Raw genomic sequence first — 21,858 nt, 5'->3', positions numbered from 1 at the left:
GTATTTGATGAAAGACAATGAAAATGGCTCGTGCACAATAATGTTAACGAGCCATTTAAGGGAGTGTTGAAAGGCGGTCTACATTTTATAACGCATACCCACAAACATCTTGCGACCCCATTCTGAGTATGAGCCTGGCACGCTGCTCGTACCGTTGTAGCTATGCCAATTGTCATTCAGCAAGTTATCCAATTGCACATAGGCTTCTAGGTGCGCACTAAAGGAATAAGTCGCTGAAGCGGACACCCAAGTCATAGGGTCAGCTGTTCCTTTGTAAGGAGTTTCAGTGACTAAGTTTAACGGCGACCAATGGCTTAACACGAAACTTTCCGTGTGTGACCCAGAAATACTTAAACTTAGATTGTCAGTGTTATACATCAAATTTAGCGAATAAGAGGTATCTGGGATGCCCGCTAGAACACCAATTTTTGTGCCTCCTTCATAGGACTCAGTATCTATGTAGGTATAGTTTGCGTTGATGCCAAAACCAGAATCAAAGAAGTGTTGCAATGAAAATTCATAACCAAGAACTTTAGCCGTATCGAGGTTTTTAGGTTCAAATACATTAAATGGTGTATCGACATAGCCCGTTTCTATCCATGGTTGCGGATTTTCAACGGGATAAACCGGTCGGTTTGCTTGATCTTCTTCATTGGGATAGACATTTTGCCAATCTTGAACAAAACCTTTGATATCTTTTTGGAAAATAGCTGCTGTTAGGGCTGAACCTTCAGCAAAGTACCATTCTAAAGATACATCAGATTGTTTCGCTTTTACGGGAGATAATTTAGGGTTTCCCACACGGTTGAGGATAAATTCTCCCCATGCCGCTGAGCCGTCATCCACTTGGGTTGATAGTTGATCTAACGAAGCCCTAGCCATTACTTCAGCATAGGATAAACGCAGAAGTAACGTATCCGACAATTCAACAGCAAAATTAACTGAAGGAAGTAATTCTGAATAGCCATTCTCTACTGAAATTGCAACAGGATCATAGTGTTCTACAACCCATACCCAAGCCGCAGGCGCGCTAACTTTTTCAATTTCCCACAACCAGCCATTTGAAGTGGTGTCGGTATTAACATAGCGCAATCCTGCGTTTCCTGACCATTCCATACCAGCAATTTCACCTAACAAGTTGCCTTGGATGAAAAAGGATTTGGTATCTTCGATAACTTCAAACGATTCGTTTGGATTAAAACGCCCTTCATCCGCATCTGAAAATCCTTCTGGGTAAATTTCACCGGTAAAACGATTGATAACATCTGGATTATTATCTGAAGCTTCTAAAGCCGCTTGATAAGCATCAATGTCAAATCCAACAAACTCCCTAGGGAAATCACCAGAGACATCACTTAAAAAGTCATCAATGGGGAAACCTTGTACCACATCAACCCCCGTATCTGCGAAGGTAAAAGGAGCGTTACTGTATAGTGTTTGAGCATGTTGATTGTCAATCTTTACCCGATCTTTACTACGCTTATTATAAACTGCGCCAAATTCAATACTGGAAACCACAGGAATATCTAAAAATAACTCCCCTACAAGTGATCCCCCTATTACTTCATCTTCAATGTTTACACCGTTTGTTTGGGAATAGTGGGGGCCGAATTGACTATCATTAACTAAATCTCCCATGTTACTAATTGCATCATCTGCAAAATCGATGATGACATTAGGTAAACCGCCTTCGGTCAAGCTAAAGGTTGCAGTGTTTGGCACTCCACCGATTCCATGTGCAACCACAAATTTATCTTTTCCACCAGCATCTCTTTTAGCGTTAGAAAGGTATACATCACCGGTAACAACAAACTTATCGGTAACTTCAAACTTTCCGTTCAAACCTACTTGATAGGTATCAACCACTCGGTGTTCTGTGATAGTCACTAATTCTGGAATTAAATTGTCCATGGTCATGCCTGTGACCACTGTACCTTGTGGATTTAGCTCAGTTGCGATTCCACCATAAGTTGCATCACGCCAGCTTGCTGCTTGGCCTACCAAATAGTATGACTCGGTATAACCTTGAGATGGGGCATCTAAGCGAGTCCAAAGAAAATCTGCATTAATATCAACTTTTGAACTGGGTTGATATTGAAAAGCGCCAGAAAAAGCCATTCGTTTCTTTTCTTCAATTTGCGCAGTGTAGGCAACTACATTGGGTATGATTAATTCATTAGAGGCATCTTGCCAATTAACCACACCGCCATCACTGTTATCATGATCCCACCCCCAGTTAACACCATAGTTTAAGTCAGAGAGGGAGTCAGTTCGGGTTGGTGTATTACTAAACAACGCTGAGAATAGAAACCCCATTGTGTCATCTGCGAAGGTGTTGCTGCCAACTGCAGTAAATTTGTATCCGTTTTTATCGGCTTTATCACCATAATGGCCTTCTACGGAAAATGAACCCTGCAGACCTTTGTTGTCAAAAGGGCGAGCTGTTCTTAAATCAATTGCACCACCTATGCTCCCCTCCAGGGTTGACGCTTTCACTGACTTGTGAACCCAAGCTTCTGATATCACTTCCGAAGGTAAAACATCAAAGGCAAATTCACGTCCACTTTGATCTGTTGCCATAATACGACCATTGATCGTCACGATACTAAACTCAGGGCCTAAACCTCGGATATTAACGCCTTTACCCTCGCCACCACTGGTTCTGTCAATTGTCACCCCAGTAATATGAGACAATGAATCTGCTACATTGGCATCAGGAAATATCCCTAATTCTTTGGCAGTAATCCCATCAACAATGGAATCACTGGAGCGCTTTAAATCTAAGGCCTTAATTAGACTCGCTTGAGTTGATGTAACAGTTATGACTTCTGTTTCATCCGTGGTGTTATCAATTGCATCTTGAGCGTGAACATTAGTGCAAATCAAGGCCACAGCAATGGCTAACGATGTCTTACTAAAGTGAGTATTCATGTATCCCTCTTATCTATTATGGTGATTTAAATGAAAACAAATCTAACGAAACAATAACCAAGTTTAATTTAACATTCAACATTTTTTAAACAAAATGCAATATAATGAAATTGTTAGTGGAGTTGATTTGTATCTTTTAAGCTAATTTTTATCGCTTTCTTAAATCTTTCAATGCGTGGTTTTTGTTCGTTTTATAGCCTGAAGGGCTCGATTTTAAACGCTTTAGTAATTTGGGTTTTCGCGGCTAGGCCGCTTCAAATATGTGTGTAATAAAGAATTGAAAAATATTGATAAATAAATTTATTTACCTTTATAAAAACCGAAAGCGTTATCTTTTCTGGTGTTTCATTAAGTTTCTTTTTGGTGTTTTTCCAACTTGGAAGTATCAGTTGAGTCATTTTTGCTTTCGTCATCGAAGGTGTCTTTTTGTAGTACAGGCTTTAGCCCGTAAGCCGCAGTTGCGACGTCATCTAAGGTGTTTTGTTGTAGTACGGGCTTTAGCCCGTAAGCCGCAGTTGCGACGTCATCTAAGGTGTTTTGTTGTAGTACGGGCTTCAGCCCGTAGGCCGCAATTTGACGTCATCTAAGGTGTTTTGTTGTAGTACAGGCTTTAGCCCGTAGGCCGCAGTTGCGACGTCATCTAAGGTGTTCTGTTGTAGTACGGGCTTTAGCCCGTAAGCCGCAGTTGCGACGTCATCTAAGGAGTTTTTTGTAGTATGGGCTTTAGCCCGTAGCCCGTAGGCCGTAAGCCCTCAGCCGTATATGGGAGTTGTGCTTTTAAAGCCCCAATCTAAACACCTTGCAAACGCTTAAGGGCTGAGGCTGATAATGCTTCGCCCGATAGTTTAGCAGCATAAATGGCTGCACCAATAACGGGGGAAAAAGCAGGTTGTTGAATACGATATGTACTTGAAAATTCTTGAAGGGCATTAGCAAATGGTTTAGTGATAAAGTCGTTGGCGCTAAAAGCCCCACCAGAAAAGCTTACTTTTACCTCTTCATCCTTTGAATACTGCAAGGCTTTGCGGGTACCTTCTACGATTTCAGCCAACTCTTCCCCAGCATCGGAAAAGATCTTTTTGGCCAATGTGTCTCCAGCTACAGCCGCTTCATATACCAGAGTTGATATTTGTGCAATTCTTCCCCTAGAACCTTGCCACTTGGTCAGAACTAGTGCTGACATATCCAGATCATTGGTAATCTCAAAAGTATCTTTTAGCTTATAATATAGTGGACCTTTGCTATCGCGCCCATCACTCATACGAGAAAATAGCATGAGACCTTTGCGACCAATCCAATAGGCCGACCCTTCGTCACTAAATAGCTCTCCCCAACCACCGCATCTCGCACTTTTTCCAGCGCGCATACCATAAGCAATGGAGCCGGTACCCGCGATCATGTTAATCCCATCTTCGCCAGCAAAGGCCGCCGCCCACGCGTTGACCATATCATTATCACACTGATAGTTTTGTTGCGGTAGGATGTCAGACGGAAGGGTGGCTAAACTTGGATCTATTTCACTATCCTCGCCAAAAGCAGGCAACCCCAGGAAACCATATTCTAGTTCATCGACTGTTTTACCAGCTTTAGATAGTACCGCAGAGATACCTCTATTTATGACGGCTTTTGCTCCCTCAATTCCCACCTCAACATGATAGCAGGTGGGCTCCTGATGACTAGCGAGTAGATCACCCTGAGCGTTAATTATGGCAAATGCCGTTTTTGTTCCGCCACCATCTACACCTAAAAACATGGTTATCTCCTGAGAAACAATTACTAGATTACAAAGCGTGAATATTTACGCCTTTTACAACACGGTTTACCGTACCTGAAGCGCTCGGATTATCAGGTTTATTTCCAATGCTAAGTGCATTGAAAAAGCCAAATACTTGGGCGCAAGCAATAAAAGGTAAAAGTAAAAAGCGGTCTGATAGTCGTGCCATGTTATCAAATACAATTTCATTTTCCTGTGGGATCATGGGGATTGTATCTGCGCGCAAGGTAAGAACATGTCCGGCTTCGTTATCAGCTTGCAATTCTTTGACTAAATCAAGATCATATTGTCGAGTAAGCGGATTGTTAGAGATGTATACAATAACCAAGGTATTTGCATCTATCATGGCTTTAGGTCCGTGGCGAAACCCGAGCGGGGAATCAAAACACGCCATAGTCTGACCATCGGTTAATTCTAACAACTTCAATGCACTTTCTTGGGCTAAGCCTTTAAACGTGCCACTGCCCAAATACACTACACGACTAAATTTTCTATCTGCCAATTTCGACAGCGGTAATACTTGGTTATTTAAAAGTTTTGTCGTGGCAACAACCGCTTGATTAAGCCCTTCTTCGAAATTTTGCGAGGGACAGAACAAATAAAGCGCACTAAGCAGCATTGAACTAAAACTAGAGGTCATTGCAAAACTGCGGTCATTTGTTTGTTCAGGTAAAAACAACGCGAGTTTATTGTTACCTTCACAGCGCTTGGCCAGCTCACCTTCACTGTTGCAAGTTATTGCCACCTGATAACATTCGTCAACCAGTTGATCGGCATATTCTAATGCTGCCACGCTTTCAGGACTGTTTCCAGAGCGTGCAAACGAAACCAGTAGTGTAGGTACGTTAGCCTGAAAATACTCAGACGGATTGGAGACCAAATCTGTAGTCGGAATAGCTTCGACTCGTTTACCCAATTCGTGCATTGCAATGGGAGTAACGCACTGGCCAACAAAAGCGGATGTTCCAGCACCAGTGAAGATGATACGGATATCTGACTTGCTCAATATAGGCTTTAAAAAAGCTTCAATTTGTTGCTGTTGAGATTGCAACAATTTCAAGGTTCCTCGCCAACACTCAGGCTGTTGAGTGATTTCTTTGGCTGTCCAATAGCCATCAAGTTGTGCTAATTTTTCTTCGGAAAAGGTTAGGTATTTCATAGTTTGCTGCATTCCTTGATCAATTGGCTGACTGCGAGTAACAGGCGGCAGAATATTGGTTTAGTACTAACGATATTTTGTGAAAGATAAACCCTTTGATGGAACTATCTATTTCACCGGCTACTAGCGCCTTGTGTTGTTCTGGCAAATATTGACTAATAAGTGTGAGCGGCGGCGGACTCTGTTCAAGGTTTTCTATTAATTGTGATAGCGCCTTGTTCACCTTTTCATCAGGCCAGTAATAGCGAATTCTGTCGCTCAAACTGTATTTGCAATCCAATTCTTGCTGTCGGCTGTCTTGGGAGTAATACTTCTTCCAATAGCTATCATTTTCGTGCATTGCCGTTAATAGCGTGCTTTTTAGATTGCTGCAGTCGTTTGCGCCTATCCATTCTCGTTCAATACACTCTAATGCAAAACAAGCTTCTCTAAACGCGAAAGTTAGCCATGGACCTACTTTCAAAATTCCAAAATGCGCGGATACTAAATCGGCTAGATGCTGTTGGGTTTGATAGTCTGTGGAATGGGCTTCGAATACCATATTATCGTGGTGACTTATCATTTCACTCAAACTACGGGCTTTATCTGGTACAAAGGCATCTATTTTGTGTAAGCCAAACTCCACTCCCGGTTGCACCACTAAGCCTATAATTCGTGGCCAAACATATGACAGCCCAGCTTCTGAAAATGTGTCTTGGTGAATCGCGATTGTTGTTTTAGCATCTTCAACTGAAGTCAGGTCTAACTCTTCAGAGTCATCTTGTGTTCCGCCAGGTACTGGAACCTCGGTTCCAATAACATAGACTGGCGCTTCACCGCCTGTTTCTTTCCATGCTTTTTCTGCAACTAAACAAAGCCTTGCTGCGCGTTTTGCGACTTCCTCATCTCTCAGTGGAATGGGATCATCACTACATGACATTGAGCAATCTAAGTGAATTTTACCAAAGCCAGCGCGAACATATTGAGCAATTAATATTTCTGATTTTGCCATTGCCTCTTTGGCAGTTAAATGTTGCCAGCAGTTTGGCCCTAAATGGTCACCACCGAGTATGATTCTATCTTCTTGAAGACCAACACGTTTCGCCATCGAAAGTACCATATTGCGAAAATCGATAGGTGTCATGCCGGTATAACCACCATCTTGGTTAACTTGGTTAGAGGTTGCTTCAAGTAATAAAGTTTCATTATGTAATATTACATGCTTCATTGCAGCTTCTATTACTAAGGCATTCGAGGTGCAAACCGAGTAAACTCCAGCCTTAAGCCCTTTTTTTTGTTGGCTTACCATATCCAATAATACTTTCATTTCACCTCCGTAATCGTTGGTTATAGCTTACATTGGCAAAAATTATGGGGTATAAAGGCGATTATGTAAATAAAAAAGTTACATTAAATTTCATTTGGTTGGTTTATGTCTTTTTCTTTCTTGTTTTAATACTTGTTTTTTACTTCTAAAGCAATGGGTTATGTTATTTTTGCTTTTTTATGTTTCATTTTGTATTGACATTGGTTTCATTGATGGCCAATATTGTTTCCGAAAGACGACATGCTGTAACTCAAATAAATAACAAAGCTAGTTCGTTTCCAACTATCAGGTGACAAGGTGATACCCATGAATACACATAAAAACACAATATTTATACAATCAACTTTAGCGTGCGCAGTCGTATTGGGGCTAAGTGCTCCACAAGTTAACGCTCAGCAAAGTGACGAAGATACCGAAGTCATCGTAGTAACGGCCGTTCGTGGTAGTTTAGAAAAATCCGTTTCTATAAAACAAAATGCAAAATCTTTAGTAGATTCCATTGCAGCACAAGAGTTAGGGCGTTTTCCTGATGATAATGTCGCAGATTCCCTTTCTCATATTTCGGGTATTACTGTCAGCCGAACTCGAGGAGGGGAAGCTCAATACGTGAATATTCGGGGTTTAGGACCAGAGTTTAGTATAGTCACTCTTAATAACCGTATTCTTGCGACTGATGACGGTGGGCGTAATTTTGCGTTCGATGTAATTCCATCTGAAATGATCAATGGCGCCGATGTTTGGAAAACCGTTGAAGCTAAGGGAATCGAAGGAAGTATCGGTGGCGCGGTTAATTTAAAATCTGCAAAAGCGTTAGATAATCCAGGACAACACGGTGTATTCTCTGCCACTGCCGATTACAATGACCTCTCTGAAGAGGTGGGCAAGAAGTTTAATGCTATTTATAGCACCACAAATGACGACGAAACTTTAGGTTTTATTCTTGGAGTCACTCATGCAAGTGGAACTGAGCGTGCCGATGATATGTTCGATAATTTTGTTTTTGGTGTGCAAGATGAAATGTCCTATGATGTAGACGGTAATGGCATTATTAGTGACAATGAAGAAAATCTAGTTATTCCAGGGTCTTATGCCTTGGGTTCTTACGCTACTGATTTTACTCGAACGGGTGTTAATTCAAATTTACAATGGCGTCCGAATAATAAGTTGCAAGTTAGTGCTGATATTATGCTAACCAAGCTGGAAGCAGACTCCACCGGTTATACCCAATCTTTCTATATGGCCGATGAGAGTGAGGCACAAAATCGCTTATCTAACATCGTCCTTGATGGCAATGTGATTACTGCCATGGACATAGCTGATGTTAGTATGGAAGTCGTTACCCTAGATGAGCATCGTACCGTCGATACTTCTTTGTTTGGTTTAAATGCAAAGTACCAACTGACTGATGACTTAATTGTTAAAGCAGACGTTTATCGCTCTCAATCAGAGCGAGATTCAGGGGGAAAAAATACCTTCGTAGTGGCAGGTGCTCCAGGTGCTCATAGTGGACACTACGAACTAAATAATGGCGGTTTGCCAGATTACATCCCAACTTGGACTGAAGGTCGTAGCTCCGATGATTTTGGGAATGATGACTTCTCTCCCCATTGGGCGGCGCGAGACGGAAGTGATATAAAAGACACTGTTACTGGCGCTACTTTGGACGGCGAACTAAGTTTTGACCATGAGTTTCTTGTTTCCTTGGATTTTGGCGCTGCCTACACCAGCCGCAATAAAACCAATACCGCTTACGACAATTATGAGTACGGTGCTTGTAATTACTGTGGTTACCCATTTACTTTTGGTGAAGTTGGCGCGGATGTGGTCCGTGACTTTCCTTACGATAACTTGTTTGCCGGAGAAGGTGCTAATATCCCGCGCTCTTTTCCCATTTTCAGTATTCCTGATTATGCCGCAGGCCTAGCTGCTTCAGACGGAATGACAATAGTTGATTACCTCGGTAATGAGCGCACTTTTGGAGAAAGTGAATCCGCGCTTTGGGAGCCTATTTACAACCCAGTGAATTCTTACGATATTGAAGAAGATACAACCGCACTATATTTGCAAGCTAATTTTGAAGGTGATCGATGGTTTGCCAATGCGGGGCTGCGTTGGGTAAAAACTGAGGTTACTGCCATGTATTCTTATAACAATATTGAATCCATCCAGATTGTTAATCCAGACTCGTCGAACCCCTCTTGGGATGTAGAGTATTCGGATAGTGCGGCTCAGACTGCCAACGGAAGTTACAATAAAATTCTGCCGGCGATTAATTTCGGCTTTAACATTACCGATGATCTGCTTTTTCGGGCCGCCGCGGCGCAATCCTTGTCTCGTCCAACACTAGATCAACTTGCGCCACTAACAACAGATAATGCGCAATCTGGATTATTCACTATGGATATCAGTGGTAATCCAAATATTAAGCCGGTATTTTCTGACCAAGCAGATATGGCGCTGGAGTGGTATTTCGAAGAAGGTAGTTTGCTCAATGCGACGCTTTTCTGGAAAGAACTAGATGGTTTCATTACGTCGAACACCACGAGAGTTGAAATTGCCGGTGAGAGCTTTCAAGTCACCCAGCCGATCAATGGTGATTCAGCTGAAGTATTTGGGTTGGAACTTGGGGTTCAGAAATTTTTTGAAAATGGTTTCGGCTTTACGGCTAGTTATGCCTATACGGATACAAGCACTGTTGTAAATGGAGAAGATGCAGGGGCTTTACCGGGTGTTGCCGATACCTCTTATTCTTTCTCTGTGATTTATGAAAAAGACCGATTAAGTGCGCAGTTGGCCTTAGATTATACTGGCGATTTAGTTGTCGATGCATTTAGTCCTTTGGGAGACGATTACCAAACCACCATGGAAGAAAGCAAGATCATGTCGTTGTCGGTAAAATACGATATTACCGATTACTTGCAATTATCACTTGAAGGTCAAAATCTGCTAGATGAATCTAATCGTAGTTTCCAAGGTCGCCCCGATCTACCTGCCTCTATTCAACTATATGGTAGAACTTTTAAAGCAGGATTGCGCTACGACTTTTAAGTCTTGATAAACAGAGCCTAGGGACGTGAACTTAGGCTCTGTTTGCCGTAAAGGTCGTGAGTGGCTAACAGATACAATACTTAGGTTAGACAATAATAAGAACAAAATAGGAAGATAACAATGCAGTCAAAGAAATGGTTGATTTTTGCCATCATAACCACTGTCTCATGGGGATTTTGGGGGGCATTAACGGCAGTATTTGCTGATGAATCAATACCTTCTACTGTGGTATACAGTATTTGGGCTGTCACTATGATTATACCTTGTATAGTGGCTTTGAAACTCATTGATTGGAAGCTAGAAACGGACAAACGTTCTATTTGGCTGGGTTGTTGGATTGGCTTCTTAGGGAGTGGCGGTCAAATGTTATTGTTTTATGCCGTCACTGTTGGTCCTGGTTACCTTATATTTCCTATCGTTTCATTGTCACCCGTGATCACCATTGCGCTTTCTCTCGGGCTGCTTAAAGAACGCACGGGGTTACTCGGTGGAATAGGCATTGTTCTAGCAATGCTGGCGTTACCCCTGTTTGAGTATTCACCGGCGGGTGAAGAGCACAGCTACGGTATTCTATGGTTCCTACTCGCCCTGGGTGTAATGGCAGCATGGGGAGTTCAAGCATTTTGTATGAAACTGTCTAATCATCACATGAGTGCGGAAAGTATCTTCTTCTATATGACGGTCACTGCCGTTGCGTTAATACCGGTTGCTTACTTAATGACTGACCGTAGTGTCCAAGTTGATTACAGTTTTTCTATGCTATTTGAAACCGCGTCGGTACAAATATTAAATGCCATTGGTGCATTGTGTTTGGTGTATGCATTCCGCTACGGAAAAGCCATTGTGGTTTCGCCGTTAACCAATGCTGGCGCACCGCTGTTGTCTACAGTGCTGACCATCGTATTGTTAGATGTTATCCCAAACAACGTTAAAATCGCAGGTATTATTATTGCAACAATTGCTGCGCTCATTTTAGCTTTAGAGCCTGAAGAAAAGCCGGTAAATTCGACTATGGAAGGGCGTACTGGTGAATAAGCTTACTGCCTCATTAAGTTCAACCCTGATGATAATCGCGGCGACGACGCTGATTTCTTGTAGTCATTCTAACGTCGGCAACGATGAAATATCACAACACTACAGCATGTCTGATTTCCCCAAAGTTAAAAAATTTGATGCCCACGTGCATGCGAATAACCATGGGGCTGCATTTATTGAACAAGCACAAGTGGACAACTTTGAGCTACTTACCATTAATGTTGATTATCCTGATTTTCCGCCTATCGATGAACAACAAGATATTGCGTTATCATTAACCCAAGACTACCCACAAACCATATTTTTTGCGGCTACTTTTTCAATGCGCAACTGGGACGATACTTCATGGGCAAAAGACGTGCAAAAGCGTTTAGATACGGCCCTTGTAAATGGCGCTAAGGCAGTCAAAGTGTGGAAGAATATTGGTATGTCCTTCCGTAACAATGCGCAGCAGCTAGTGATGATTGATGATCCTGGTTTGGATCCTATTTTTACCCATTTAAGTCAGTTACATGTACCCCTCATAGGGCATCAGGGAGAGCCCCATAATTGCTGGTTACCTATAGATCAAATGAGCGTGAATAACGACAAAGAATATTTTGCTGCGCACCCTCAGTACCACATGTATTTGCACCCGGAAATGCCCAGTTACGAAGCGCAAATGGCGGCCCGGAACAATATGTTGGATAAACATCCTCAGATGCGTTTTATTGGAGCCCACCTCGCTAGCTTGGAATGGAGCGTTGATGCCATATCGGAATTTTTGCAACGTTACCCTGATGCGACCATCGATCTCGCTGCGCGTATGGGACAAGTTCAAGCCCAGTCAGTAAAAGATCTAAATAAAGTCAGAGCATTTTTTATTGAATATCAAGACCGCATTCTTTATGCCACAGACCTAACTCACAGTCCTGGCGCTGCAGCGCAAGAGTTTAAAAATAGTGCCCATCAAAAATGGTTAGAAGATTGGAGTTACCTCAATACTGACAAGGAATTCAGTGTACCTGAGGTGGATGGCATGGTTACCGGCCTAAGACTACCTAAATCGGTGATAGATAAAATTTATTATCACAATGCCCGACGAGCGTTTAGCCTCAATTAATAACAATTAAAAAGAGCAGAAGGATCTTTGCAGACCCTTCTGCTAAACCTAGTACATGGAGAACATAAATGTCATTCAAATTTATTTCTAGATTGGCTGCAATCATAGTGTGCGTACCTCTATTGCACGCTTGTATTACTCCTGTTGATCAGGAAGATGAAGTCGTTAAAGTGAAAAATAGCGGTATTACCTTAGAATTCGATGGTCAATTGCACAGCCGTGTCTCTGCCACCCTAGGCAACGAAATGAAAGTGCTAGGGGATTATCAAGGTAGTGAGTATCTTGTTACCAAATCAGGTGAGCTCATCGATGATTTTATGTTGCTCAACAGTACACAACATCAGATTGACTCCAACTTAGGTTCTGGGATGCAAACCACTTTAGTTGGCGTCGCGTCCAATGGCTTACAAAAACAACTGCAAGTGCAGGCTTTCCCTAACTTTCCCAATACGTTGTTTATCCGAGTTACCTATAAAAATACAGCCTCGCAAAGTTTGATTATCTCTAAATGGGTACAGAATGCCTATCAACTTTCTGCAGCTGAAAACACACAGCACACAGACTTAATGACTGCAATGACCCGTTCCGAACCAGATTTTTGGTCTTATCAAGGTGCTTCGTTCGCTGATCGTCGAGATTGGGTAATGCCTTTGCAACCCGGCTACGAGCAACAGAACTACATGGGAATGAACGCAACAGATTATGGCAGTGGTACTGCGGTGGCTGATATTTGGCGAAAAGATATAGGCTTGGCGATTGGTCATATTGATTTAGATCCTAAATTGGTTTCTTTTCCGGTGACTTACCCTGCAAATGAACATATCACCGAAAAAGCGGCGTATTTGCATGTTGAACTTGAAAAAACCGTGAAGCTAGCCCCTGGTGACGAATTAACCACCTTAGATACCTTTGTATCAGTCCATCAAAAAGACTATTACGCCACATTGAAAATGTATCGTAACGTAATGGCGAAGAAAGGGCTGGTTATGGCGGATGTTCCAGATTCAGCTTATGAGCCTATCTGGTGTGCTTGGGGATATGAACGCGACTTTAGTTTTGATGAAATACTGCAAACATTACCCAAAGCTAAAGAGCTGGGATTGGAGTGGGCAGTGTTGGATGATGGCTGGCAAACCGCAGAAGGGGATTGGTATCTTGATCCTGAAAAATTCCCTAATGGTGATGCAGATATGCAGGCATTTGTTGAAGACATTAAATCTGCTGGATTGAAAGCCAAGCTTTGGTGGGCACCTCTGGCTGTGGATCCTGGCACCGATATGATTGAACAACATCCTGAAATGTTGCTACTCAATAAAGATGGTAGTACTCGAGATGTTACATGGTGGGACAGTTACTATTTGTGCCCAGCGGATGAACGCGTTCGTCAACACAGTGTTGAGCTGGTTAAAAAGATGCTTGGCGAATGGGGATATGAAGGCTTGAAAATTGATGGTCACCATTTAAACGGCGTTCCTCCTTGTTATAACCCAGAACACAATCATGCCACTCCTGAAGCATCTGTTGAAGCCTTAGCTGATTACTGGAAGCTAATTTATGAGACAGCCATGGAAATCAATCCTGACGCGGTAATCGAAATATGCCCATGTGGTGACTCATACGCATTTCATAACCTCCCTTATATGAATCAAACCGTGAGCTCAGATCCTCTCACATCTTGGCAAGTCAGATTAAAAGGGAAAACACTCAAGGGATTAATGGGAGAATCAGCGCCTTATTATGGTGACCATGTTGAGCTAAGTGATAATGCTAGTGACTTTGCTTCATCCTTCGGCATTGGTGCAGTGTTAGGAACTAAATTTACCATGCCATCAGACAATGAAGCGGCACAACAGTTCTTGCTCAACCCGGAAAAAGAAGTCATTTGGAAGCAATGGTTTGATTTATATAATCAAAAAATGCTTCCCAAAGGTACTTACTTAGGTGAACTTTACGATATCGGTTTTGACCGCCCTGAAACCCACGTTGTAGCCAAAGACGGCAGTCTATATTTCGCTTTTTATGCGGATAGTTATACTGGAAGCCTTGAGTTACGAGGGTTAACTGCTCAGCAATACAAAGTGACAGATTATTTCCACGGTAAAGACCTTGGGGTGGTAACTGTGACCGATGGTAAAGCAAACTTAACTGCCAACTTTAACCAATTTCTATTGGTTGAATTAATACCATTGGGCGCCAATGGCAGTGAGTAAACTCATGATCCGTTGTTGTTTTTTACTGCTTAGTATATTTGCCAGTTCATTCTGTCTGGCAAATACTCAATCAAGCATGCAGGGGCAATTGGCCCCTGGCTTTTCCCTGGCGGATTTAAATAGTGATGCTCAAGTTGATCTTAAGAATTACAGAGGCAAAGTGGTCTATGTGGATTTTTGGGCATCATCCTGTTTTGCCTGCCGTAAGTCTTTTCCTTTTCTAAACAAACTGCGACATAAATATGCGCCACAAGGATTTGAAATTGTGGCGGTGAATACCGACCTAGCGAAACAAGATGCATTGAACTTTCTAGCTAAGTACCCTCTTAACTATCCTGCGGTATGGGATCAACACGGGACTTCATTTAGTGCTTACCAGGTAAGGGCTTTGCCCACGGGCTTTTTGATTGACGCATCGGGCAAAATTCGATTGGTTCACCTTGGGTTCTCGGAGCGTCATGAAGCTTATTTAATCGCTCATGTGGAAAAATTACTGGCTGAAATGATCGAGTAGAATTAGTGCTTTAGTAAACCCACATTAATCAATAAAAAGCACAGTGACAAACTTGGTTTTTACAAAATGAAAGTTACGTTGTGTTAAAGTTTCATTAGGATTAGAATAAACATTGTTCAAAATGAAACTTAAATAGGAAAAGGTAAAAGAATGCGCGACACCAGTCACAGACGTGAACACATAGCCCGAATGCTTAAAGAAAATGGAAGTGTTCAAGTGCTTCCTCTAATTGAGCAATTTAACGTATCAGGTGTCACCATTCGCAAAGATTTACGCTTTCTTGAAAATCAGGGAATTGCCACTCGCTGCTATGGCGGTGCCATGTTAAACGACAGTGGCGTGTTTGAAACTGAAACTACCTTTGATCGAAAACAAGCATTGCATGCTGAAGAAAAGTCGAGCATTGGTAAGGTCGCTGCCGGTTTAGTCCATGACGGTGATGCTATTATTTTAGACTCAGGCTCAACCACTCTTAAGCTAGCTTCGCATATTGGTGGTCGAGAGAATGTTACCGTTGTGACCAATAGTTTGAATATTGTCAACGAACTGAAACTTCAAGAGCACATAGAAGTAATGTTATTGGGCGGTACACTCAGACATAAAAGCCAGTCATTTTTCGGCAGTAGCGCGTTAGCCACCCTTAAAGACTTACACGTGGACAAACTCTTTTTAGGGGTAGATGGCTTCCATTTGGATAAAGGAATTTCTACCCATTTTGAAGCTGAATCCTTATTGAATCAGTTGATGTGCAAGGTTGCCAGTGAAATTATAGTCGTTACCGATTCCTCTAAATTTGGTCATGTTTGTCTGCATAAAATTCTAGAGCCTGCAGGAGTCAATCAAATTGTTACCGATAGTAATATTCCACCCGATTACCTAGATGGACTGCGCCGAATGGGCATTAAAGTGACCCTTGTTGATGTGGATTAATGCTTTGGCACGGTCACGGGGCGGCGACATGGCCTTTAGACCATGGGTTTAGCGGGTTTACGCGGGGCGGTAGCATGGTCTTTAGGCCATGGATTTAGCGGGTTTGTGCGGGGCTAAAGCCCCCGCCTACAGGTATTGGGTTGTAACATGGTCTTTAGGCCATGGATTTAGCGGTTTTGCGCGGGGTTAAAGCCCCCGCCTACAGGTATGGATTTGTAGCATGGTCTTTAGGCCATGGATTTAGCGGTTTTGCGCGGGGCTAAAGCACCCGCCTACAGGTATGGTGTTGTAGCATGGTCTTTAGGCCATGGATTTAGCGGGTTTGTGCGGGGCGGTAGCATGGTCTTTAGGCCATGGATATAGCGGGTTCGTACGGGGCTAAAGCACCCACCTACAGGTATGGGTTTGTAGGACGGGATTTATCCCGTTGGTGCGTTAACTTTATTGAACACTCAATACTTTGTTTAAATTACCAATAAACTCCATAGAATCAAATGTCAGTGGCAACCGGGTAAGCTTTTCGCCCTCTTGATTAATAATTAGCAATACTGGGTAACCAGTAACCCGATAACGCTCAGCGAATGCTTGCCCTTGTTCTGTGTCGTAGTCTACCCGAGCAAAAACGAAGTTCTCATCAATTACATCTTTGACTCTATCATTGGTAAATACTGTGCTGTCTAACTTACGACAGGTGGGACACCAAATAGCTGACATGTCGGCTAATATTAATTTATCGTGGGCTTGAGCTTTAGCTAGCGCGACATCAAAATCGAGCATCTGGATTTGGATCTTATCCTTAGCTTGCTGACCTAAATGACTTTGATACCACTGGTAAGCTAAGTAAATAAAGGTGGCAACTATAATAAACAATACTATATTGACCAATTTATTGTTAGATTTTGATGTAATTTCAGTTGGCATTGCTTTTCAATTACCTTTTGGTTTTGGCGTCTTTTAAATTAGACCTGTTGAACTAAGGTTTTATTACAAATTCGTTTACAACTCAGAGTTTAGCTGGGCAAAGCTTAACCCAAATTTCTGTAAATACACTCGTAACCTATGGGAATCATTGCTGCTACTTTTATTCTTTCTGCTGATGTTAAATAGTTTGCGACCGGCATCGGCTAAATTTGTTGAAGATAAACATACTTGAATGACATTTTTCAATTGCATTTGATCGAATACATCCATGATCGATAGCTGTTCTTCGTCAATGTAACGGCTTAGTTCGATATTGTTTGTGTCACTTTTAGCATGCCAGCGTTGGTTTAAGCGAGCTATTTCTGCCTCTACAGTGCGCGAACCAATGCGGCCTTCTTTACTAAGGGTTGCCATGCGTTTTACGCTGGCATTGAGGTCGCGAAAGTTAGCACTCCAAATCGCTTTTTCACTGCGGGCATAGTGTAAATACCGCTTTTGGGCTTCACTGCCAAAGCGAATGTGCACATTATTGAGCCGCGCATATTGGCGTAGTTCAAAGTCGAGGTTTGCTTCAAAATCTTCTATTCGCTCTTTTAGTGCAGGTAAGCGCCAATTCCATATATCAATTCTGGCTAACAGATCTTCCCGAAAATGACCTTGTGCTACTGCTTTGCGTAAGTCTAAATTGGTGCCAGCGATCAACTGAAAATCGCTGTAGACGGCTTTATCACTGCCTACGGGATAAAATTGCTTCTCTTCAATGGCATGCAATAGCATAGCTTGCTCATCAATACCTAGTTCGCCAATTTCATCTAAAAATAGTATGCCTTGGTCGGCATTTTTCAAGTAGCCTTCGCGGGCACTCTGCGCACCAGTATAGGCCCCTTTAATATGTCCAAACAAAGCAGACATCGCACCGTCGCCTACTAAGGTAGCGCAATTCACCGCTACCAAACTACCGGAAACACCACCTCGGGAGGATTTTAATTCGTATATTCGCCTTGCTAATTGGGTTTTACCCGCACCAGTTGGGCCTTCCAATAACATGGGGTCAGTGGCTTTAATAGCCACTTGTTCTATTTCATCTATTAATTGATTGAATCCTGAATTGCGGGTTTGAATACCGGCTTTTAGAAACTCACGTGCGGTGGCCGATTGTTCGGAAAATCGGGCTGCTAATGCCGCATATTTGGAAAGATCTAAATCGACGATGCTGATTGTGCCTTTGGCTGGATTATCGCCTTGTGGATCAGGAGAAACCTGAATCAATTTAGAGGCTGGGTAGATTTGCGCTTCGCTTAACATGAACATGCATATTTGATTAACGTGGGTACCCGTGGTGATATTCAGATAATAATCTTCTTTTTCGGGGTCAAAGTCATAATGACTAGCATGTTGATATAACCAATTGTACACATCGGCAAAATCCCAAGGATCATTCCAAGCAGTTTCAACTAACACTACTTCAGTAGCAGGAGATACCTCTGCTACATCTGCGCTTATTCGCCGGGCTAAGTTAAGCTCAGAGGGTTCATACATTAACTCTAATCTATCGACTTGGAAATCGTCCTGCATCACTGCGCTAATTGTAGGTCGCCAAAGTTGCCAGCGTTTAGCGCCGCGTCCTTTGTTGTCTTTTACCAACCCTAAGATAGCAAACATCACATTTTTGCGATTCATAAATTTCACCCTATCTGAATAGATATAAATATATCTTAAAAGATATTATTTTTAAAACCAGAATCAACGTTGAAAATTAACAATTTTCATAAAGTCTAATTATTTCAGTTGGTTAGCTTTTTATTTCGGTTTTTTATTTTGTTGGCACGGCACTTGTAATATATCAATTGTTTTTAACGAAGCGGAGTTGTTTCTAACGGCAACCTGATACACGTGGCACTGCCATGGGTGTATATCTCGAGTGAAGACACCAAAAATAAGCCGGTGCGCATGCACCTCAAACGACATAGTTTGACTGATGATCTAACTACTAGCGGTACGGCGAAAGCCCAGTGGGTTCAAGTCCCATAAACATAGTAATAGCCCGACATAAGGCTAGCGATTAACCACTGTGGTGAACTCGCACAAACAACATTGATTTGGTAGGTACTGCACGGAAGCAGTGCTTAAGCATTCGGATTGCTAAGCCTATCAAATCAACCTTGCTTGCTGCCAATTCACGCAAGCCGATTGCCCCTTATGTCACATTCTTAAACAGGGTGTTGAGGCGATAATAAAAAGGAGAAGTTCTAATGACTGAACAAGGAAAATTTAGGAAAGTATTTACGGTAGCAGAAAACTCAATTGCGTTTCTGTATCGAAATCAACAATTTGAACGGGTTCTAAAGGCAGGTATTCACCGTCTATGGGATTTTAGTAACAGCTTAACAGTGAAAACTTTCATTGCAAACAGCATGTACTACTCAGATCCTGACTCGTTCTATTTAATTAAAACCTACCCAGAAGTGGCAGAGCTAGTGCACGTTTGGGGAGTGAACAAAGATGAGTTGGGGCTGTTATATGTTGATGATCAACTTTGCGGTGTAGTAGCGCCAGGCGAGGTTTTACATTTGTGGAAATCGGCGGGTGAGTTTCGCTTAGACAAAGTGTCATTAACTGGCGATCTTGAGGTGCAAAGATCGGTGCTGGATGAGATTAAATATCGTGGTAAAAACGAGGCTAGTAAGTTGCTTGCAACCAAAAACTCGGTAAGAAAAGCCCCGGTTTCAATGGTGGAAGTAAACCCCCAGCGCATTGGATTGTTATATGTGGACGGCCAGTTTGTTCGCACTTTAACCGCTGGCGTATATGGCTTCTGGCAGTTGAGTCATTCAATCGAGGTGAAAACCTACGATTTGCGTTCGCGCAATCAAGAAGTTTCTGGTCAGGATATTTTGACCAAAGACAGGGTAACTGTGCGTGTGAATTTAACGGCTACTGTAAAAACCTATGACCCAATTGTCGCTGCGGAGCAAGTGGATAATTTGGACGAGTTTATCTACAAGTCTATGCAATTGGCGTTGCGTGAAGCTGTTGGCACTAAAACTTTGGATGCACTGTTGGAAGACAAGTTGTATGTGAATCAAACGATCAAAGAGTTGGTTGAACTTGAGTTGCAATCAGTTGGAGTTCGCCTTGAGAGAGTTGGGGTGAAAGACATCATCTTGCCTGGTGAGATCAAAACGATTCTTAATCAGGTGGTTGAGGCTCAAAAAGCGGCGGAAGCAAACGTGATCAAGCGTCGTGAAGAAACTGCGGCGACTAGAAGCTTGCAAAATACCGCGAAAATGATGGAAAACAATCCTACATTGTTGCGTTTGAAAGAGTTGGAGTCACTTGAGAAAGTGTCTGAGAAAGTCTCTAGCTTGAACGTGTATGGTGGCGTTGATCAGTTACTGCGGGAGACGGTTAAGTTGTCTTAGTTGGCAGGGTGCAAGTCAATCGAACAAGGAGAAACTGACAAGGACGTAGCTTTATTTAGTTGATTAACACTAGTTTTCAAAGCAGTTTTATCAAGGACTGAACCAGTGAAAAGGAGAATGAAAATGCCGGTAGTAACGCTGTTGGCGGCGAAAGAAAACCAAAAACCGGTCAAAATATGGACTGATGAGGTAGAGCATGAAGCCTTGGCGCAGATGCGCCGAGTAGCGAGCTTACCGTTTATTTTTAAACATGTGGCCGGGATGCCTGATATCCACTTAGGTAACGGTGCAACTGTGGGGTCTGTGATCGCCACAACCGAAGCGGTTATTCCCGCTGCGGTGGGCGTGGATATTGGCTGCGGTATGAATGCTGTACGTTTGTCTCTTAAAGCGTCAGATTTGCCCGATAACTTAGCACAAATTAGGCATGATATTGAATCTACAGTGCCTTTAGGTGCCGGCGGACAGCATAAATATGATCAAGTGCAAGGTGGGTCTGCTTTGGCGATGAATTTGGATAAAATTCTTGCGAAACATCCGCAAATTAATCGACATGGAAATGCCCGGAAATTTGCGAACCAGCTTGGAACCTTGGGGTCGGGAAACCACTTTATCGAAATTTGTATCGATGAAAACGATGATGTTTGGGTGATGTTGCATTCGGGGAGTCGTGGCATCGGTAATATGATTGGTCAGTATTTCATTCGTTTGGCGCGCAAGGAAATGGAAACCCATCAAATTAATTTGCCCGACAAAGAACTTGGCTACTTGCTGGAAGGAACCCAGTCGTTTAACGATTATGTTGAAGCGGTAGCGTGGGCGCAAGATTACGCCATGTTAAATCGTGAACATATGATGAAGGCTGTACTGCGCTCGCTCACGTTAAGGTTGAAACCTTTTGCAGTGACTAAAGAAGCCATCAACTGCCACCATAACTTTGTGGACAAAGAGCTACACGATGGCCATCACGTATGGGTAACGCGTAAAGGAGCCATTCGGGCCAGAGAGTCAGAATTAGGCATTATTCCTGGTTCTATGGGGGCTAAGTCTTACATCGTTAAAGGCAAGGGAAACGCCGAGTCTTTTTGTAGTTGTGCCCATGGAGCAGGGCGAAAAATGTCACGAACAAAGGCGAAAAAGGCCTTTACAGTGGCCGATTTAAGCGCGCAAACCCAAGGTATCGAGTGCCGAAAAGATGAGGGAGTAATTGATGAAATCCCAAGCGCCTATAAAAGTATCGACAAAGTGATGGAGATGCAAAGGGATTTAGTAGAAGTCGTCCACACCCTATCCCAAGTAGTAAATGTTAAGGGGTGAAGGAGGCTGTTTTTAGCTGCGAAGCAGCGTTAGCCGACTGAACGACTGACATGGATGTCAGGCTGGGTAGTTCACCAAGGATGGTTTCGCCCTCGTTTTGTGCGGAACTGAATCGACCTTGATATTTTTAGCTGCGAAGCAGCGTTAGCCGACTGAACGACTGACATGGATGTCAGGCTGGGTGGTTCA

The 21,858-nt window shown here is 42.7% G+C and carries 14 protein-coding genes; 8 read left to right on the top strand and 6 right to left on the bottom strand.

Translation table 11 applies throughout. The features are described 5' to 3' along the window. Positions 1 to 78: 78 nt before the first annotated feature. The 4 genes from Q4574_RS14780 to Q4574_RS14765 all read right to left on the bottom strand — a co-directional run bounded on the left by Q4574_RS14780 (position 79) and on the right by Q4574_RS14765 (position 7,170). A complete protein-coding gene (locus Q4574_RS14780; protein WP_303474923.1) occupies positions 79 to 2,931 on the bottom strand; it encodes a TonB-dependent receptor in 2,853 nt (950 codons plus the stop codon). A 790-nt stretch (positions 2,932 to 3,721) separates the two neighbouring features. Then, positions 3,722 to 4,684 (bottom strand): N-acetylglucosamine kinase, encoded by a 963-nt coding sequence (locus Q4574_RS14775; protein WP_303474922.1) that lies wholly within the window; start codon positions 4,682 to 4,684, stop codon positions 3,722 to 3,724. Positions 4,685 to 4,712: 28 nt separating this feature from the next. Beyond that, positions 4,713 to 5,864, bottom strand: a complete 1,152-nt coding sequence (locus Q4574_RS14770) for an SIS domain-containing protein (RefSeq protein ID WP_303474921.1) — start codon at positions 5,862 to 5,864, stop codon at positions 4,713 to 4,715. Between the two features lie 19 nt (positions 5,865 to 5,883). Next, positions 5,884 to 7,170, bottom strand: coding sequence for a D-tagatose-bisphosphate aldolase, class II, non-catalytic subunit (locus tag Q4574_RS14765; protein WP_303474920.1), 1,287 nt, complete (start codon positions 7,168 to 7,170; stop codon positions 5,884 to 5,886). 306 nt (positions 7,171 to 7,476) lie between these two features. Between Q4574_RS14765 and Q4574_RS14760 the strand changes: the two genes are divergently transcribed. From Q4574_RS14760 to agaR, 6 genes are all read left to right on the top strand, one after another. Beyond that, positions 7,477 to 10,218, top strand: coding sequence for a TonB-dependent receptor (locus tag Q4574_RS14760; RefSeq protein ID WP_303474919.1), 2,742 nt, complete (start codon positions 7,477 to 7,479; stop codon positions 10,216 to 10,218). Between the two features lie 120 nt (positions 10,219 to 10,338). Continuing rightward, entirely contained in the window at positions 10,339 to 11,253 is a 915-nt protein-coding gene (locus Q4574_RS14755) for a DMT family transporter (RefSeq protein ID WP_303474918.1), read from the top strand. After that, positions 11,246 to 12,355 (top strand): amidohydrolase family protein, encoded by a 1,110-nt coding sequence (locus Q4574_RS14750; protein WP_303474917.1) that lies wholly within the window; start codon positions 11,246 to 11,248, stop codon positions 12,353 to 12,355. Before Q4574_RS14755 ends, Q4574_RS14750 begins: the two co-directional genes overlap by 8 nt. A 68-nt stretch (positions 12,356 to 12,423) precedes the next feature. Beyond that, positions 12,424 to 14,565, top strand: a complete 2,142-nt coding sequence (locus Q4574_RS14745) for a glycoside hydrolase family 36 protein (protein WP_303474916.1) — start codon at positions 12,424 to 12,426, stop codon at positions 14,563 to 14,565. Further along, positions 14,552 to 15,079 carry a TlpA disulfide reductase family protein gene (locus Q4574_RS14740; RefSeq protein WP_303474915.1) on the top strand — a complete coding sequence of 176 codons (528 nt, stop codon included), beginning with the start codon at positions 14,552 to 14,554 and terminating at the stop codon, positions 15,077 to 15,079. Before Q4574_RS14745 ends, Q4574_RS14740 begins: the two co-directional genes overlap by 14 nt. Positions 15,080 to 15,229: 150 nt before the next feature. After that, entirely contained in the window at positions 15,230 to 16,009 is a 780-nt protein-coding gene (agaR, locus tag Q4574_RS14735; protein ID WP_303474914.1) for a transcriptional repressor AgaR, read from the top strand. 441 nt (positions 16,010 to 16,450) lie between these two features. Here agaR and Q4574_RS14730 read toward each other — a convergent pair whose 3' ends face one another. Both Q4574_RS14730 and rtcR read right to left on the bottom strand, forming a co-directional pair. Next, the gene (locus tag Q4574_RS14730) at positions 16,451 to 16,930 is read right to left on the bottom strand and encodes a thioredoxin family protein (protein ID WP_303474913.1); all 480 of its coding nucleotides are present in this window, start codon (positions 16,928 to 16,930) and stop codon (positions 16,451 to 16,453) included. A gap of 75 nt (positions 16,931 to 17,005) precedes the next feature. After that, positions 17,006 to 18,610 (bottom strand): RNA repair transcriptional activator RtcR, encoded by a 1,605-nt coding sequence (rtcR, locus tag Q4574_RS14725; RefSeq protein ID WP_303474912.1) that lies wholly within the window; start codon positions 18,608 to 18,610, stop codon positions 17,006 to 17,008. A 572-nt stretch (positions 18,611 to 19,182) separates the two neighbouring features. Here rtcR and Q4574_RS14720 point away from each other — a divergent pair. Both Q4574_RS14720 and Q4574_RS14715 read left to right on the top strand, forming a co-directional pair. Further along, on the top strand, positions 19,183 to 20,352 hold the full coding sequence (locus Q4574_RS14720; RefSeq protein WP_303474911.1) for a slipin family protein: 1,170 nt from the start codon (positions 19,183 to 19,185) through the stop codon (positions 20,350 to 20,352). Between the two features lie 123 nt (positions 20,353 to 20,475). After that, a complete protein-coding gene (locus Q4574_RS14715; protein ID WP_303474910.1) occupies positions 20,476 to 21,669 on the top strand; it encodes an RtcB family protein in 1,194 nt (397 codons plus the stop codon). Positions 21,670 to 21,858 lie beyond the last annotated feature (189 nt).

This window comes from Aliiglaciecola sp. 3_MG-2023 (genome assembly GCF_030548205.1).
Classification (GTDB): Bacteria; Pseudomonadota; Gammaproteobacteria; order Enterobacterales; family Alteromonadaceae; genus Aliiglaciecola.
The sequence above is the reverse complement of the archived record's forward strand: the minus strand, read 5'-3'. Positions and strand labels throughout refer to the sequence as shown.